The sequence below is a fragment of the Paenibacillus polymyxa genome, from assembly GCF_001719045.1.
Lineage (GTDB): Bacteria > Bacillota > Bacilli > Paenibacillales > Paenibacillaceae > Paenibacillus > Paenibacillus polymyxa_B.
In genome coordinates, this window is the sequence record NZ_CP015423.1 from 5386762 (window position 1) to 5402995 (window position 16234).

The following is a 16234-nucleotide window of genomic DNA, read 5'->3' on the forward strand; positions in this document are numbered from 1 at the left end:
AAGCGGAAAGTCCCTCTATATCTGAGGAGCCATAGAAGAACATGGCAACTAGAATCACAATAATGACAACCTCTGCAAAATATTCTCCATCAAACTCACTCACCGCATAAGTCTCCTTTCGCCACTTGTTAATTATTTATTTTCTGTGAAAAGGCTTGTATCACCTGGTCCAGTGTCATATTCCCGTTATCATTTAAAAATTTCACCATATTATCGACATTGGATGGAGTGGATGCTAGTGTTTTGTATTTTCCTGTGAGTCCTAAAAACAATGTTGCTTGTCTGTATAAAGTCACGGAATCGACGTTTAGTTTTCCTGTTAGTAGGAGGGCTGCCACGAGGACCTCCACATTTTTTCCTTGAAGCGCAGAAAAGATAGCCGAATTACTGTTTAATCCATTTTTCTTTTGACCGTTGAGGGGGGATTTGGATTTACGATTCCCGTTCCCATTACCATTCTTTCCTAAGGAAGCCATTGAATCTTCCTCCCGCCATATACTGCTCCTGCCTGGTTTTCACAAAATTAGAGACAAGGACAGCGGCACTCCATGTGCTCATCAATATACGTTATGATCATACGATATGCGAATAAGAGAGCATTGGTTACTATAAGAATCATCCTGGCTGAAGGCAGTTGGCTACTGTTATCCAGTAATTTATTTCGCATGTTGGTCCGATTTAGAGTAAACTACAATAAAGCAAGCCAAATGAGCATTTGCATAAATCCCAGGAGCGTTTTCAATCAGCAATGTTTAGACTGAAACGGTTTAGTTCGTTTATTGTATTTTTGAGCGTTGAATTGGAATTAAGCAAAATGCTGAAATAGGAGTTGTAGATAAAATATGTCGAATGAAGAAGTATTGTTAACTAAAGAGGGATTGGCCAAGCTGGAGGATGAGCTTAAGGAACTGAAGACCGTAAAACGCAAGGAGCTAGCCGAACGCCTTAAGTTGGCTATCAGCTACGGCGATTTGAAAGAAAATAGTGAGTATCACTCAGCCAAGGACGACCAAGCGTTTATGGAAACCCGCATTCTCATATTGGAGAAGATGCTGACCAAAGCCCGGGTCGTGGATGAGAGTAATTTAGACCTTAGAACCGTTAGTATCGGATCGACTGTCATTCTGAATGACATCGAATTTTCAGAGAAGATGGAATACAAAATTGTAAGTCCTGCTGAGGCGGATGTTCTTGATAACAAAATTTCCTATGAAAGTCCTTTAGGCAAGGCACTTTTGGGAAAAGAAGTGGGCAGTATCATTCATGTGGATGCACCCATGGCTGTAATTAAATATGAGCTGCTTGAAATTAAGCTCACATAGTTCATTCCCGATTCCCTTATATGAGGGGGCCGGGATTTTTTATTTCTCGCTGCCTACAATACCGTCCATGTGGAGCACAGTTGCACTCCACATACTGGACAGGATTTTCTTTGCTCCGCTAAGCGCACTAAGTTAGTCCGTCATTAGGAAGCCCGCTTGCTCCAATGCAGCGCAGGCATCATTAATTTTATCTTCGTCCGAGGCATTCAAGGTATGCAGGTGGATGCCTCCCGTCAGCTGGGACAAATAAGTGGCCTGGGTGGAGCTGATTTTACGGATAAAATCGTCCACTTCCTTGCGAGTTCCAACCCGTATCGGAGCAGTCAGATCCCCGTATACTGGATGCTCAACAATAACATCCTGCACACTTACACCGTAGTCCACAATCAGCTTTAGTTCCTCTTCTGTCTGTTCAGGTCGATGTTTACACACAATAATACGTGAGGCTAAGGGAGTTGCCTGACTCGCAGGCTCCATATAAATGTATCCTTGACTTGTTGCAAGGATAGGCTCTTGGCTTGCTTTTAACAGGGAAATATCCTGGACAATTACTTGTCGGGAGACGGAGGATCTGCGTGCCAGTTCGCTCCCGGTCAGTGGTGATTCGCTCTTGAGCCACAATAGTAGCTGTTCGCGGCGATCCGTACCTGACCGTTTTAAAGATTCAGTCAACGGGATAAGCTCCTTTCTTTTCGATGCGTCAGGTCTGTCAAAATATCTACCAATACATTCAATTCCTCGATGGTGGTCGTTCTTCCGAAAGAAACACGGATAAATTGTAACGCTTCACGGCCGGATGCTCCAAGCGCCTGTAAGGCAGGCGAAGGATCGTGGTGTCCGGCAGCACATGCGCTTCCAGTTGATATACAGACACCTCTGCGATTACATTCCAGCATAACATATTGTCCCTCGTAACCGTGAAAAAAACATCCTACGATATGATGAAGCACTGCTTTATTCTCGCTTTCCTGTACGGCCCAACGTAACGGAATGGATCTTTCCTGAATTTTCGTAATAAAGTGTCTTCTCAGGGTAGTATATCGCTCCTGATGCGACTCCATCTGTTCGGTCATCATTTCTGCCGCCACGACAAAGGCTGCAATCCCGGGAACATTAACCGTTCCAGGACGAAATCCGTTTTCATGTAGTGTATCAGGGTACACGGGACGCCATGGGGTTCCGGGTTTGAGATATGCAGCACCGACACCTTTGGGGCCATACACTTTATGGCTTGATACAGAGAGTGCATCTACTCCCATGGATTCTACATCTACGCGAATATTCCCAAATGTCTGTACCGCATCACTGTGCAGCAAAATACCCCATTCGCGTAGCAGGGGAGATAAGGCAGCAAGGTCCTGAACCAGTCCCGTTTCCGAATTAGCGTGTTGTACGGAGACAAGTCCGGTGTCTTCTCTCAGGTGAGGTAAAAGAGTTTCGCGAGTCATTCGTCCTTCCCGATCCGGTTGCACAATGGTCAGTTCATAGCCCTGACGTTCCAGCAAAGTAGCAAGGTTGTACATCGAGTGGTGTTCCAAAGCGCTCATGATCCAATGCTTTTTATGCTGCGGCAACCCGTTCAGGATCGATTGCACAACCAACATATTGGATTCTGTTCCCCCTGTTGTAAAATAGATGCCTTCCTTTTGCCCGCCAATCATATTTGCTATTCGTTGCCTGCTGTAATCTAGCGTATAGGCTGCTTGACCGCCCGCATCATGGAGACTGCTGGCATTTCCGAACATTTCCTTATTTAATACGTTATACATATTTAAAGCTTCGCCACACATAGGTGTGGAAGCGGCATAGTCCAGATAAATCACACCAAATCCTCCCTGCTTAAAAATAATTCCATTCAAAAACTCTTGAGATTATTGTAAGCATGTGTAAATATAAGTGTCAAGACACTTGTAAACATGTATGTACACAAAGCGGTTATCTGTTCGTGAGAGCGGGAACGATCAGCCGCATCGATATGGAGGGATTCTAATGTCTATGCTTGACGTTTTACAAGGAAATCGAGGGCTTATGCCAGAGCATTATAAGACACTGACGGTTGCTGACATGGAGCAGCGAGTGGCCGAGCTGAAACAAAAATGGGGACCCAAGCTGCTCATACCGGGCCATCACTATCAAAAGGACGAGGTTATTCAATTTGCTGATATAACAGGAGACTCTCTACAGCTTGCTCAATTGGCTGCACAAAATCAGGAAGCGGAGTTTATTGTATTTTGTGGGGTACATTTTATGGCGGAGACAGCGGATATGCTGACTACTGATCGACAGACTGTTGTCCTGCCGGATATGCGTGCAGGCTGCTCGATGGCAGATATGGCGAATGTGGAGCAGACAGAACGAGCATGGAAGCATTTACAGGAGTTGGTAGGAGATACGATCATTCCGTTAACGTATGTAAATTCCACAGCAGAGATCAAAGCCTTTGTAGGACGGCATGGCGGGGCTACCGTGACTTCTTCGAATGCTAAGCAAGTGCTGGAGTGGGCGCTGAAGCAAAAGGAACGTATTTTGTTTCTGCCGGATCAGCATTTAGGTCGCAATACAGCTTACGATCTTGGAATTCCGCTAAATGAAATGGCCGTGTGGAATCCAATGACCGATCAGCTTGAGACTGAACAGGACCCGGCAACTGTAAAAATTATTTTATGGAAAGGACATTGCTCTGTTCATGAAAAGTTTACAGTAGATCACATTCGCAATGTCCGCGAGCGTGATAAGAACATCCGGGTCATCGTTCACCCCGAATGCTCTTATGAGGTCGTACAGCTCGCAGATTGCGCGGGCTCCACAAAATTCATCATCGATACCATTCGCGCGGCAGAGCCGGGAACCCAATGGGCTGTTGGCACAGAAATGAATCTCGTGCAACGAATCAAGCAGCAGTACCCTGAACAGCAGATTGAATCGCTCAATCCCGATATGTGTCCCTGTCTGACCATGAACCGGATCGATCTTCCCCATTTGCTGTGGGCAATGGAGCAGTTTGATCGGGGTGAGCCTGTGGGTGTGATTCGTGTGGATGCTCAGATCAGACAGGATGCTGTACTAGCATTGAATCGTATGCTTGCTATCCGTTAACCTTTTGCTGTTCCAGCGAGAATGCTGCTTGAAATCTTTGGCCTTATTTTAAAGAAGCAGGGAGCTTGACGCCAAGCAGACGGTTTCCGCTTTGAATAAATATCATTCCACCGGATTTGAGCGTTGGACCGAAGGAGCGTGAGCCTGTGTTGACAGCAAACACGGGCTTTAAGCTCATCAAATCATAGCCATGAAATACGCCATCTGATTGCCCGACGTAGACTCCTTTACCGAATACGTCAGCTTGAACGGTCGGATTATCGCCGTCGTAATGAATGAATTGACCTGAGGACAGCTTCATAGCAGTCAGTCTGGATGTACTAAAATCTTGGTAGAACATGCGACCTTCATGAATAGACAATAAAGGAACAAGTTGATCATAGCCATTTTGCGCCCACTTGCGAGCAGGTTTGCTGTCTGGCTTGTAGTTCCAAAAATCATAGGAAGCTAGTGTCTCTCCCTGAAAGACATAAAGATCTTTGCCGTACAAAAAAGCAGAACCATATACACCTCCAGATCGGTAGACACCGTCTTTATTTTCAGGCTCGGTCCAGCGGTACTGACGATCTCCTTTGGATTTACCTGTCTTGAGGTCGTACTGTGCGATCGTAACTTTATGGTTTACCGGGTCATCATCAATCATAAACGTGTTGGCTACAGAGTATACGATTCCGTCTTTAACCGCCAGTGGAAAGGAAGTTCTAAAGCTGTCCCAAAGCTTTTTGCCGGTTTTAGCGTCATAGGCATTAATCTGTTCAAAGGTCAGGCTGCCTTGTACATTATAGTTGCGGATAAGCACACCGTCAGTTTCCATTATTTCGCCCAAACCACTGTATGAGTTCTTATCCTCACTGATTTTCCACTTCACCTTGCCACTGACAGCATCAATGGCAGCCGTTTGCACCGATTGCATAATATATATAGTCGGACCAATGCGCTGAATACGATATGCTTCAGTAAATCCCAGCGGAGTGGACCACACTTTCTTGCCAGCTTCTGTAACGGCATAGATAGAACCGCTTCGTGTCATTCCGTAGATGATACCTTTGTTGTACGTTAAAACAGGGGTAAGCTGATCACCATATTGCCACAATTTCCGACCCGAACTGGCCTCAAGGGCAACCAGTCTATGGTTCGAGTCAACCGCGAATACCTTACCGTTTTCCGCTATTGTTACCGCCTGATCTGGATATCGGTTTCTATCGATTGGGATAACGGGAAAAGACCAGGAAGGTTTGATCACAGGTGCTTGGATTGAGGTGCTATAAGCGCCGTTACTCATAGAGACCGCAGACGGCTCTGCACTTGCCTTTTCAGCGAATCCACCGCTGATCAAGGGCAACCCAATGCTGGCTACCGCCAATCCTGTAAACAATGTGCTATGTATCGTTTTTCTCATACGCGCTGGCTCCTTTAATGGTTAATAGGGGAGTAAGGATTTCAGAAAGTCACCTTTGATTAGACTGTAAAAAAAACCAAAAGTTTCATGTTGTATTTGCATTTTGGTTGTTTTGAGCATAAATATTTAAATTCAGTTGCTTGTGTCGAACCTGTATCTCTAATTAAAGATTAGTCGCTTGTCCGGTTTTCGTGCTATAATTGTGGCAACAAACCGAAGGAGGTGAATCCCTTGTTTGAGCTTCAGGACCTACTCCCTTATTTATTTACAATCGGCTTACTGTGCACAGTGACTTATACGTATCTCGCTCATTTGCATGGCAATGTACCCGAATGCTGGGTCGAAGGCGGGCCCGTAAGGTCTCATGCTTCTCCACAGATGCCGATGTCTGCCCGTGGACAGGACATGCCTGTCCGGCTGGCCCGACATATCCGGCGTAAGGAAGCGCCGGATGAAGATGCATCCGATTGTTCTCCCTCGTTGAACGATGGCACAGCCAATCAACGAGGAGGAACATATGAAACGATTCAAGGGATTCACCTTTTGGGGTAAAAAAGAACGGATATTTGGATTAATGGTAGTGTTGGCGGTGGTCATGCTGCTGTCTGGTTGTGGTGCGAATGCTGCGGAGATAAATGCACAGACACCGGGATTTTTTAATCATTACGTGGTGTTCCCGCTTTCTTGGCTTATTCAGCAATTGGCGCAATGGTTTGGTGGAAGCTTTGGGCTGGCGATTATGACTTTGACATTTATTGTCCGGCTGGCCTTACTTCCTCTTATGATGCGTCAAACGCGTGCCCAGCAGGGGATGAAGCGCAAGATGAGCGCCATGCAGCCCGATTTGGACCGAATTAAGAAGAAGTATGAAAACAAAAAAGATGCCGCCAGCCAGCAGAGTATGCAGCAGGAAATGATGTCGCTTTACAAAGAGCATCAATTCAATCCGCTTAATATCGGTTGTCTGCCTATTCTCATTCAGCTCCCGATCTTGAGCGGTATGTACACTGCAATCCGCTTAACCCCGGAGCTGGCGTCTCACTCCTTCCTATGGTTCCGGCTCGGACAGCCGGACTGGATTTTGGCAATCGTCGTCGCAGTTGTATACTTGGCACAGGCCAAGCTTTCTCAGCTTCAGATGACGCCTGACCAGCGCAAGCAATTTGCGATCATGGGCTATCTTTCACCGATTATGATGGCGATCTTTTCCTTTAATGCCCCTTCTGCCATGCCATTATATTGGACAGTAAGCGGCACCTTTTTGCTGCTTCAGTCGCTGTGGTTCCGCAGACGCTATCCAATAGAGGAAGCAGAGAGTAAGGTTAAAATTGGAGAAGTCACACCAACCTAATTAGAAGATCATGTTTGTTTAACTTGGGAATTGCGCTTGTAGTTGTCACGTGTAATCTTAGGATGTCATTCGAGCCGTTTATGAGGCTTGAATGGCGTCCTTTTTTGCTGCTGCTTTTTTCGCTACATTCCGCTTGCGATTTTGTAGTCAATATGAAATCCTTATATTATAAAGTGACGCACCTAATTCTTTTAATGAAATGATAAGAGAAAAGTGGGCAAAGTAAGACCTATATGTAAGCTAATGCTGAACTTTGTTTTATCACGCAATGAATATTATGGAGGAACTATAGAAAATGAAGCAAACATCAACAAAGCTGCCCATTTCCTTGGCTCTGCTCACATGTATAGTATGTGCATTCGGTTTTGGCTTGGTCGCATTATGGGTGAGTGACCATCAAGTTCGGCATTTTGACCAGGAAATTATTTCGGCTATTGGACAACTAGAGTCGCCCGCCATGACCCATCTAATGAAATTTTTTACCATGCTCGGCAGTGGGATTCCAGTTGCGATCATCATTTTAATTGCCATGTTCGTGCTCTATAGAGTATTGGGACATCGCAGAGAACTGCTTTTTTTGGCGGCTGGTGTATTGGGATCGGTAATGCTGAATACGATACTAAAATTGCTTTTTCAGCGTGCGAGACCGGAGATTAACCGTATTATTGAAGAGAATGGATACAGCTTTCCAAGCGGACATTCCATGACAGCTTTCAGCATGTATGCGGCGCTGACATTTTTAGTGTGGAAGCATGTTCCTTCTAGGCTGGGGCGTATCCTTCTTATTGTACTCAGCAGCCTGCTGATTGTAGCAATCGGGACGAGCCGCATTTATTTGGGCGTACATTATCCGAGCGACGTTGTGGGTGGCTATTTTATGAGTGGCTGCTGGATGGCGGCTTGTATTTGGTTTTATCAGCGGTACGAAGAACGACGAATGCTGCCACTTCGCTCCAAATCGACAGCATAACGGGTAGCATAAATAATAAAGCTTATAAAAAAGCAGACGCTTTAGCGTCTGCTTTTCATTTGGACAGAGGAAGTGTGCTCAGTCATCTTAGTTCTGGCCTGTTCACCAGGCTTAAGCCCCAGCTTATGCTCCCATTTTTCATAAAATATAATAGCCGCCTGCATGAAGATGCCAGGAAGCTTCCGGCTTCGAATGAATTGATGAACGCCGACGGCACAAACTGCACCAATAAGCGCACCTGCCAAAATATCCGAGGGATAATGCACTCCGGTCCACACGCGGGATACTGCGATGAGTACAGCCAAGATAACCCAGAGGACACGAAATTTTTGATGATGAAGCCATAAAATTGTAGCCAGAGCAAACGATCCAAGGGCATGGTTACTCGGGAATGAAGCATTAGGATCATGATGAATAAGCTGAATGACTGAATGTCCGACAAAAGGCCGATCTCTGTAAAACAAATGTCCAAGGCCCCAACTAATTACAAAGCCGATACAAACCGTTATGACGGCTTCTAAAACCATCATCCGATGCGGCATTTTAAAAGTGAACCAGTAAATCAGCAAAGCCACTCCGAAAAAATACGGTGCATATTGCGCCAAGAAAAGCATGGTTCCATTCAAAAAGGCGAGGGAATTAGCCAGTTCATTGATCCAGTGAAATAAAGCATAGTCTACATTAATTAACATGAATAAATTACTCCTTAACATCAAAAAATTGAATAACAAAGTTATATTATAGAGCGACTACACGGATAAAAGCTTAAAATCAAATAAAAAATGAATGTCATTTCCATTACTCATTTGTTTTTTCTATAGAAAATAGGTGGTTTTGCGATGGAAAAGTCGGTGCTGGTTATTGATGATGAAGAGAAGATATCCAGATTGCTTCAGTTGGAGTTATCCCATGAAGGATATGCAGTTGAAATCGCACAGACGGGCAGAAAAGGATTGGAAAAAGCTCTAGCTGGTAAATGGGATATCATCATTCTGGATGTAATGCTGCCGGAGATGAACGGGGTCGAGGTGCTAAAGCAGATTCGAAAAGTGGACAATCATACACCAGTAATTATGGTCACTGCACGTAACACGACTCCTGATAAGGTTTCAGGTCTGGATGAAGGTGCCAATGATTACATTACGAAGCCTTTTGAGATCGAGGAGTTATTAGCGCGGATGCGGGCCAGTATGAGGCATCAAATGGAGCCAACAGCTACCGCTTTACAGGAAGAAGATAAACCGCCGTCTAGGCTCCAAGTGGACAGCTTGGTGTTGGAACGCAAGACACGGTTAGTGCTGCGGGAGGGCAATCGAATCGAACTGACGCCAAAAGAATATGATCTGCTTCTTTATCTGATGGAGCACAAAAATCAGGTATTGCAGCGGGATCAAATGATTCAGGACGTGTGGGGATTTGATTTTGTCGGTGATACGAATGTCGTAGATGTGTATATCCGGTATGTTCGCAAAAAAATTGATCATGGATACAAAAAGAAATTGATAAAAACCGTGCGCGGCGTTGGGTACTGCATTCGGGAGGAAGACTAGTGAAGCTTCGGACCAAAATAACCCTGCTCAGTTCTATTTTAGTGATGTCGATACTCCTGTTTGTGGATGTTACAGTGCACCTATTGTTCGTCAAAATCGCTACGCGAAATGAAAGAGAAGTGCTGCAAAATAAATGGACTGAAATCATTGCCGAAACAGGACCCACGATGATTCTAAAGAATGCATGGGGCCCCAAACTGAAAGATGAGCTTTCTGGAGACACCACTCTGAGAGTGTTTGATCAGCAATCCCGACTTCTGTATGAAGTAAGTCGCCAGTCCCGCTTTAAGCTGGGCGATATACGTTTTAACACTTCACAAAGTTCTCAACTGACAGATGTACAGGGTCATAAAATTCTGGTAATCCATCTCCCTGTGCTTTCTCCAGAGGGTAATCAGAAGGGGACCCTGGAGATTGTAGAAAAATGGGATGCACTCGAAACCAATCTCGATATTTTAAATACGATCCTCATCACATCCACTGTAGGGGCTATGTTGCTAAGTTTGGTAGGGAGCACGATTTTGGCGAATGCGATATTGCTGCCGATTTCAAGTAGTATTCAAACGATGCAGGAAATTGAAAGAAGCTTGAAATTCAAAAAAATCCCCGTTGGTGGTCACAATCAAGATGAATTGTCCCAAATGACCACTACTTTTAACCGAATGATGGAGAGATTAGAAGAAAGCTTTCAGAGTCAGCAGCAGTTTGTTTCAGATGCCTCACATGAGCTGAACACCACACTTATGATTATTGAGGGCTATGCCAACATGCTGCGGCGGTGGGGCACGCGTGACGAGGACATTCGTAAGGAATCCATTGAGTCGATCTATGAAGAAACTCAGCGAATGCGTACGATGACACAGCAGTTGCTGACTCTTGCCTCCTCACAGCAGAAAGACCCTGAGCCGCATGAGCGGATCGAAATGATCGGTTGTTGTCAACAGGTAGTAGCGCATCTCAAGCCTGTACATGATCGTCAAATTTCTATTTTAACAGAAGAGAACGAAATTTGGCTGGATGCCAACCTGACGAAAATGAAGCAGTTGCTAGTGATCCTGCTGGATAATGCATTAAAATACAGCTCGGATGAGATCGAAATAGGGTTATCTACAGATGAAAAGGATGTCTATATCCAGGTTAAGGATTATGGGATCGGAATACCTGAGGGCGAGATCAAGCGGGTCTTTGAACGATTTTATCGGGTAGATAGCTCCAGACATCGTAAAACCGGAGGAACCGGGCTGGGGTTGCCAATTGCCAAGGCAATTACAGACGCCCATCAGGGTACGATACGTATGGAGAGCGTAGAAGGAGAAGGAACGGTAGTCATCGTCACGCTGCCCCAAAGACAACAGGTAAGGCTGTCCCTCCAGTAGATATCTACTCGCGGAACAGCCTTTTTATTGTTACTTGTAAGTTAAGCATTCGGTGGATGGATATCATCTAAAATTTATGCTAAAGGACACGACGTGCTGTTGTGTAATTGCGACTCCACCATCCCGAATTTAGATCTGTAACCGTTACGCCGCCTTTACCATACGTATGCAGAATTTTGCCGTTCCCCATGTAAATGGCTACATGATGAATTGGCGCATAGAAAAAGACCAAATCGCCTTTTTTCAGCTGGCTACGCGGTACGAAAGTGCCAACAGTTGATTGCTGTCTGGAAGATCGCGGAAGCTTGATGCCACTTTGTGCAAATACATATTGAGTGAATGAAGAGCAGTCAAAAGAGCTTGTACTGCCAGCTGGGGCTCCATGTTGATAACGCACGCCCATATACTGGGAGCCTTTAGAAATAATCCGATCAGCTTTACTTGCCGAAGCGGCATGAGTGGTGGCTGGTCCAACGACGAAGCTCCCTGCGCTCAATGCCAAAGTCATAGTAAAGCAAATACCCATCCACAATTTTTTAGAAGTACGTTTCATATATAAATTCCTCCGTTATTCATATTGTGTTGATGTCCTGAAATGACAATAACACAAATAAAATGTCCGGAATTTACCACTCATGGTTACAAACCTGTTACCCCAACGCTTTGTCCTCATTTATTAGAAAACGATGAGAATTTTCTCCTTAATTTTGGCTTGACAAATTGTCTAGACTCCACTTATAGATAGGCTCGTATGACAAAAAGCGAGCTGCAGACGATTGGCACAAGCAATCACGCAAAATATACATACCTATATAATACATTTATAACCTGTACGGGAGTATGCTCTGATTCCCGTTTACATCGTAAGGATCACACCGTATTTCCGGTCAGGAAGGGGAATTCGTATGGCTTCAAAGCAGAATAAAGCACTCAAAAAACCACGTCTAACCATTGTTCAGGTCATTTCCAACTATCCCGATGCACAGCCGGTACCCTCCAACAAGGGCGGAACGGAAAAGGTCGTGTATGAATTAACGGAGGAATTGGTGAGACGAGGGCATCATGTATCTCTTTTTGCCGCCCGTGGGAGCAGGAGCAGCGCGCGGTTGATTCCCTATCCCAAGGGGTTGAAACATAGTCAGATCCCCCAATATGTACTCCGGCATATGCCTTCCGACACACATATCATTCATGATCATACCTTTCGTTCTGCTGTGGGGCGTAGGAAGCTGCCTTGTCCATCGGTATGCACGGTGCATCTTCCAGTGAAGAGACACGGAAAAAACCCGGTATATGTCAGTAAACGAGCACGTCAGCTGATGGGCGGGGGTAAAGGATTTTATATCTATAACGGTATCAACACACAAGAATACGAGTTCAGTAGTGAGAAGCGCGGCTATTTGCTATTCATGGGCAGAATCATACGAGATAAAGGTGTATTGGAGGCCATTCAGGTTGCAGAACGAACAGGAAAAAGACTGCTTATTGCAGGTCCTATCAAAGCACCAGAATTTTTCCGTAAAGAGATTCAGAAACGAATTCAGCGCAATCCGAATATACGCTATGTAGGCGCAGTTGGAGGCGATCAGAAACAGAAGTTGCTGAAACATGCAGAGTGCCTGTTGTTTCCGACACTGTGGGAAGAGCCATTCGGACTCGTTATGGTTGAGGCCATGGCTTGTGGAACACCGGTGCTGGCATTAAAAAATGGCTCCGTCCCCGAGGTACTATCGGGCTTTCCTCAGTTGATTTGCAAATCGGTTAGCCAAATGGCACGAAAAGCACAGCAAAAGAACTACCCGTCACCAGCGAAGCTGCGTTTGTATGTGACTCAAAGATTTACCAACAAACAAATGACCAGTAACTACTTGAGACTATACCGTGAAATCATCCGTCGGCGAGAACAGAAGAGAGGACAACGGCAGCCTATACGGAGGTGAAGGAGATGCAGGTCAAACGATATATGCTCGGAAAGGGCTCTTGGGCAACTCCTTATTATGTAGCTACAGGGGGACAGAAAGGTCCGTGTGTGATGGTAGTGGCGGGAATACATGGTAAAGAAATAGCAAGCATACGAGCTGCTGAGAAATTGGTAAAGCTTTTGAATCAGCAAAAACTGCGATTTAGCCATGGTAAGCTTATAATTGTACCGATTGTAAATCAAGAGGCTTACCGCAAACGGATTAGAGGAATACCTGATCTTAATAGAACCTTTCCGCGCAAAAAAAAGCAGCTGGCAACACAACCACTTTCCGCTGCTCTATTCAAATTAACACAAAAGTATCAACCTGAATGGTATCTCGACTTGCATGAGGCCAACGGATTGTCACAAAAGGATGCCAAGGTGCTTGGTCAAACGCTAATCTCCAACAAGGCTAATCCGGTGGTACCTACGGTTCGTCGGATTATTAAGCGAATGAATCGCTCCATCCAGATAAGCGACCGACATTTCAACATTCGGTTGCATGAGCTTCCAGGTTCCTCCCGCACTGCTGCAGCCCGTATTTTAGGTGCACGCGCGGTTACCGTGGAAACGGGTTGGAGCCTGCCCAAGAAAGTACGCATACACTATCAGTTGGAGATCGTCCAGCATTTTTTAAAAGAAGCCGGAATAGTCAAAGGCAACGAGGTTTATTTATCTGCCATGGTTAGAACGGTTACCTCAAGAAAATATGGCACCACAAAATAAAATCGCTTCTGGAGCAAGGATTTTTGCACCTTGCTCAGGAGCGATTTTTTATGTGCGACCTTCGTTCAAAATCCGTGGCGTGCTGATATTATATCTATGTGTTGTCAGGCTTCGGATTTATAGAAGGCGTTCACTAAGCTGTTCCCCAGACGTACCTCAATTAGCTCCAGTGATGTATCCAGATCGGCACGGATCGTGTGATACGTATCGACCGGAATGCTAAATACAGAACCGCTTGCCGCAGCAAAACGTTCTCCGTTCAGCATGACCTCTCCCCGGCCGGACACGATCGTCCATACTTTAAGTCCACTGCCGTGAATACGGCCATTCAAGCGGTGATCTGGCAGTACCGTCAGCCGTATGGCCAGTATATCGTTCAGACTCCGATGATCAAATTCGTCCAGCACCCGGTAACTGCCCCAAGAGGTTTCGCCATGCTTGGGGTGAAGTTGAAGTTTACCTAGCTGGTCCTTGATCGCGTGAGCATGGCTCTTGGAGGCGATGAGAATGCCGTCGGGGCTCGCAGCTGCAATAATATCTTCCACACCAATGACATGAAGTGGATAGGGCAACTCATTGACGATGTACGTGCCATGAGTTTGGCCACTGATCTGTCCACGCCCGATCACTTGGCTATTTAGCTGCTCTGTTAGAGCCTGCCAGTTGCCGATGTCGTGCCATTCGCCATCGTAGGGCAGGACGATGGCATGTTCGGCACGCTCTGCAATCTCCTCGTCGAAACTGCGAACCGGGAGGCCATCATACATTGCGCATAATGCTTTATCGTTCAGCGGCAAATAACTTCGCTCCATACAGGAGAGCATATACCGTAATGTAAAAGCGTAAATACCACAGTTCCACAGCGCACCCTGATGAATAAGCTGCTGTGCCCCGGAATGATCCGGCTTTTCTGTGAAGCGAGCAACTTGCGCATAAGAAGGTTTCCCTTCCCGTATCATTTGCAGACCCGGAACGACATAGCCGTATTGGTCGGAGGGATGAGTGGGCCTTGTCCCAAGCATAGCCAAATCGGCTCCGCTCTCAAGCAATAAGCCGGAGAGCGCTGCTATGCTATGGAAGAAATCCTCCCCTGCAAACATGTCCGCTGGAGCAATGCAGAGAACTTCATCCAGCCCCATGCCTCTGGTGTGAAAATAAGCAGCCGCCAGTGCAGCAGCGGTGAAGGTTCCCCGTTTGGCAGGCTCGCCCAGAACGGGCAGACGACCTTCTGTATGGCGAAAGGCTAGATTTACCTGGCTTCGATGAGCCAGAAGCAGGGCAGAGGAATCCAGCCCGGCTAAGGTAAGCTGACGGTACACCCGGCCGAGCATAGATTCCTTTCGCCCGTCAGGGGCGGGCAACAACTGGAGAAACAGCTTCGACCGAATTTCGTTGGATAGTGGCCATAGCCGTTTTCCAGCACCACCGCATAACAATACGATGCGCACGGACGTTTCCTCCTTCAATGCAGATCCATTTGGATTGCATCATTTTGCAGGATTTTAAGAACTATTTTAGCGATGATTCAATCTTTGTTTTTGGAGCAAGCTGGTACACCTTGCGTTGATGAAAAGATAAGGAACGATAGCTCTTGGCCAAGACATCCAATTGTTTTTGTGACAGGGAAGAAGCCCGACTATGAAGCGCTTTATTCAATGACTTGCGCAAAATCATCTGAGAAGGCTTATTGCTGTATAAATAGTTGGCATACGTTTCATATTCGGAAAACCCAAACTGTTTTGTCCGGTTTATACTTTGGATAATCGCGTTGTACCAAGGTTTTCCATGTCGGGCCTCGATAACTTGCTTGAGCTGGGTGAGCCGCGCTTTTTCAAAAAGCATATAGTGAGTGACAAAGGATTTTGGTGAAGGTGCTTTAACGCCCATCAGCTTGTGGTAGGTGCGAAAATACTCAGGCTGGCTCCAGCTGCGGTAGTAAAAAATCGTTTTTCCGTCTTTACGGAATGTATGTGGACGAATCAAAATCGTGTCCGCGTCAATGACGAGAAAAAAAGAGGCTTTACTGATTTTGTCGCCATTCATTTTGAGTAATTGTTGATACAGCCAGCCTGAGCGGTCCCAGCGCGTTGTCCCGTAATGAATATGTTTTTTGGTGATGGGCAGCACCGTTTTTTCGTCAATAAATGTACATTTCTTGTTTGCGCACAGACGGCGAATCCCGGTGCTTTGCGGTGAGACGATATAAATAGTTCCAATTCGGTGCTGCACGTGACGGCGCAGACTGTCAATCACCAGCGGTAGTGTGGCAATATCTTTATCAATTGCTGGAATCAGAACATCGATTGTAAGGGAACCCTTCCGTGGCCCATCCGATTGCGCTGACATGTTATTCACTCCCTATATGTGCAAATATACGCTCCCAGCGTCTCTCCATATCGTATGCTTGGACAGGCGCTTTCGACCGGGCAAGGTCAAACGTCCATTTCTATGCAGGACAGGGCTGATGAAGCTTCGAATGGG

General features: G+C 45.9%; 17 protein-coding genes. 9 read left to right on the plus strand and 8 right to left on the minus strand.

All coding sequences use genetic code 11. The features are described from left to right. Positions 1–128: 128 nt before the first annotated feature. Positions 129–476 (minus strand): hypothetical protein, encoded by a 348-nt coding sequence (locus tag AOU00_RS24115; protein ID WP_025721144.1) that lies wholly within the window; start codon positions 474–476, stop codon positions 129–131. Between the two features lie 366 nt (positions 477–842). On the opposite strand from AOU00_RS24115, the gene greA reads away from it, so the two are divergent. Then, on the plus strand, positions 843–1322 hold the full coding sequence (gene greA / locus AOU00_RS24120; RefSeq protein WP_013310174.1) for a transcription elongation factor GreA: 480 nt from the start codon (positions 843–845) through the stop codon (positions 1320–1322). A 132-nt stretch (positions 1323–1454) separates the two neighbouring features. Here greA and AOU00_RS24125 read toward each other — a convergent pair whose 3' ends face one another. After that, positions 1455–1994 carry a transcription repressor NadR gene (locus AOU00_RS24125; RefSeq protein ID WP_039274627.1) on the minus strand — a complete coding sequence of 180 codons (540 nt, stop codon included), beginning with the start codon at positions 1992–1994 and terminating at the stop codon, positions 1455–1457. Further along, positions 1991–3145, minus strand: coding sequence for an IscS subfamily cysteine desulfurase (locus tag AOU00_RS24130; RefSeq protein WP_069291852.1), 1155 nt, complete (start codon positions 3143–3145; stop codon positions 1991–1993). Before AOU00_RS24130 ends, AOU00_RS24125 begins: the two co-directional genes overlap by 4 nt. A gap of 166 nt (positions 3146–3311) precedes the next feature. Between AOU00_RS24130 and nadA the strand changes: the two genes are divergently transcribed. Further along, the gene (nadA, locus tag AOU00_RS24135; RefSeq protein ID WP_069291853.1) at positions 3312–4418 is read left to right on the plus strand and encodes a quinolinate synthase NadA; all 1107 of its coding nucleotides are present in this window, start codon (positions 3312–3314) and stop codon (positions 4416–4418) included. Positions 4419–4461: 43 nt separating this feature from the next. Here nadA and AOU00_RS24140 read toward each other — a convergent pair whose 3' ends face one another. Next, positions 4462–5817 (minus strand): outer membrane protein assembly factor BamB family protein, encoded by a 1356-nt coding sequence (locus AOU00_RS24140; RefSeq protein WP_069291854.1) that lies wholly within the window; start codon positions 5815–5817, stop codon positions 4462–4464. A 222-nt stretch (positions 5818–6039) separates the two neighbouring features. Between AOU00_RS24140 and AOU00_RS24145 the strand changes: the two genes are divergently transcribed. The 3 genes from AOU00_RS24145 to AOU00_RS24155 all read left to right on the plus strand — a co-directional run bounded on the left by AOU00_RS24145 (position 6040) and on the right by AOU00_RS24155 (position 8138). Continuing rightward, on the plus strand, positions 6040–6369 hold the full coding sequence (locus AOU00_RS24145; protein ID WP_223830783.1) for a hypothetical protein: 330 nt from the start codon (positions 6040–6042) through the stop codon (positions 6367–6369). Continuing rightward, positions 6335–7168 (plus strand): membrane protein insertase YidC, encoded by an 834-nt coding sequence (gene yidC / locus AOU00_RS24150; protein ID WP_069291855.1) that lies wholly within the window; start codon positions 6335–6337, stop codon positions 7166–7168. The genes AOU00_RS24145 and yidC overlap by 35 nt, the downstream gene beginning before the upstream one ends. A 295-nt stretch (positions 7169–7463) precedes the next feature. Beyond that, positions 7464–8138, plus strand: coding sequence for a phosphatase PAP2 family protein (locus tag AOU00_RS24155; protein ID WP_069291856.1), 675 nt, complete (start codon positions 7464–7466; stop codon positions 8136–8138). 41 nt (positions 8139–8179) lie between these two features. On the opposite strand, the gene AOU00_RS24160 is transcribed toward AOU00_RS24155, so the two are convergent. Beyond that, a complete protein-coding gene (locus tag AOU00_RS24160; protein WP_069291857.1) occupies positions 8180–8830 on the minus strand; it encodes an undecaprenyl-diphosphatase in 651 nt (216 codons plus the stop codon). Between the two features lie 147 nt (positions 8831–8977). Between AOU00_RS24160 and AOU00_RS24165 the strand changes: the two genes are divergently transcribed. After that, the gene (locus AOU00_RS24165) at positions 8978–9688 is read left to right on the plus strand and encodes a response regulator transcription factor (protein ID WP_069291858.1); all 711 of its coding nucleotides are present in this window, start codon (positions 8978–8980) and stop codon (positions 9686–9688) included. Continuing rightward, positions 9688–11064 (plus strand): sensor histidine kinase, encoded by a 1377-nt coding sequence (locus AOU00_RS24170; RefSeq protein WP_069291859.1) that lies wholly within the window; start codon positions 9688–9690, stop codon positions 11062–11064. Before AOU00_RS24165 ends, AOU00_RS24170 begins: the two co-directional genes overlap by 1 nt. 79 nt (positions 11065–11143) lie before the next feature. On the opposite strand, the gene AOU00_RS24175 is transcribed toward AOU00_RS24170, so the two are convergent. Continuing rightward, entirely contained in the window at positions 11144–11617 is a 474-nt protein-coding gene (locus AOU00_RS24175) for a C40 family peptidase (RefSeq protein ID WP_069291860.1), read from the minus strand. 352 nt (positions 11618–11969) lie between these two features. On the opposite strand from AOU00_RS24175, the gene AOU00_RS24180 reads away from it, so the two are divergent. After that, on the plus strand, positions 11970–13004 hold the full coding sequence (locus AOU00_RS24180) for a glycosyltransferase family 4 protein (protein WP_069291861.1): 1035 nt from the start codon (positions 11970–11972) through the stop codon (positions 13002–13004). Positions 13005–13009: 5 nt separating this feature from the next. Next, positions 13010–13753, plus strand: a complete 744-nt coding sequence (locus AOU00_RS24185; RefSeq protein ID WP_061830142.1) for a succinylglutamate desuccinylase/aspartoacylase family protein — start codon at positions 13010–13012, stop codon at positions 13751–13753. A 104-nt stretch (positions 13754–13857) separates the two neighbouring features. On the opposite strand, the gene AOU00_RS24190 is transcribed toward AOU00_RS24185, so the two are convergent. Together AOU00_RS24190 and AOU00_RS24195 are read right to left on the minus strand one after the other, a co-directional pair. After that, the gene (locus tag AOU00_RS24190) at positions 13858–15201 is read right to left on the minus strand and encodes a sugar phosphate nucleotidyltransferase (protein WP_061830143.1); all 1344 of its coding nucleotides are present in this window, start codon (positions 15199–15201) and stop codon (positions 13858–13860) included. A gap of 61 nt (positions 15202–15262) precedes the next feature. Beyond that, positions 15263–16099 (minus strand): DUF6492 family protein, encoded by an 837-nt coding sequence (locus tag AOU00_RS24195; RefSeq protein ID WP_061830144.1) that lies wholly within the window; start codon positions 16097–16099, stop codon positions 15263–15265. Between the last annotated feature and the right edge of the window lie 135 nt (positions 16100–16234).

Coding starts and splice junctions, on each gene's coding strand:
- AOU00_RS24115 (WP_025721144.1), bottom strand. CDS start 476: ATGGCTTCCTTAGGAAAGAATGGTAATGGGAACGGGAATCGTAAATCC.
- greA (WP_013310174.1), top strand. CDS start 843: ATGTCGAATGAAGAAGTATTGTTAACTAAAGAGGGATTGGCCAAGCTG.
- nadA (WP_069291853.1), top strand. CDS start 3,312: ATGTCTATGCTTGACGTTTTACAAGGAAATCGAGGGCTTATGCCAGAG.
- AOU00_RS24140 (WP_069291854.1), bottom strand. CDS start 5,817: ATGAGAAAAACGATACATAGCACATTGTTTACAGGATTGGCGGTAGCC.
- yidC (WP_069291855.1), top strand. CDS start 6,335: ATGAAACGATTCAAGGGATTCACCTTTTGGGGTAAAAAAGAACGGATA.
- AOU00_RS24155 (WP_069291856.1), top strand. CDS start 7,464: ATGAAGCAAACATCAACAAAGCTGCCCATTTCCTTGGCTCTGCTCACA.
- AOU00_RS24160 (WP_069291857.1), bottom strand. CDS start 8,830: ATGTTAATTAATGTAGACTATGCTTTATTTCACTGGATCAATGAACTG.
- AOU00_RS24165 (WP_069291858.1), top strand. CDS start 8,978: ATGGAAAAGTCGGTGCTGGTTATTGATGATGAAGAGAAGATATCCAGA.
- AOU00_RS24175 (WP_069291860.1), bottom strand. CDS start 11,617: ATGAAACGTACTTCTAAAAAATTGTGGATGGGTATTTGCTTTACTATG.
- AOU00_RS24180 (WP_069291861.1), top strand. CDS start 11,970: ATGGCTTCAAAGCAGAATAAAGCACTCAAAAAACCACGTCTAACCATT.
- AOU00_RS24185 (WP_061830142.1), top strand. CDS start 13,010: ATGCAGGTCAAACGATATATGCTCGGAAAGGGCTCTTGGGCAACTCCT.
- AOU00_RS24195 (WP_061830144.1), bottom strand. CDS start 16,099: ATGTCAGCGCAATCGGATGGGCCACGGAAGGGTTCCCTTACAATCGAT.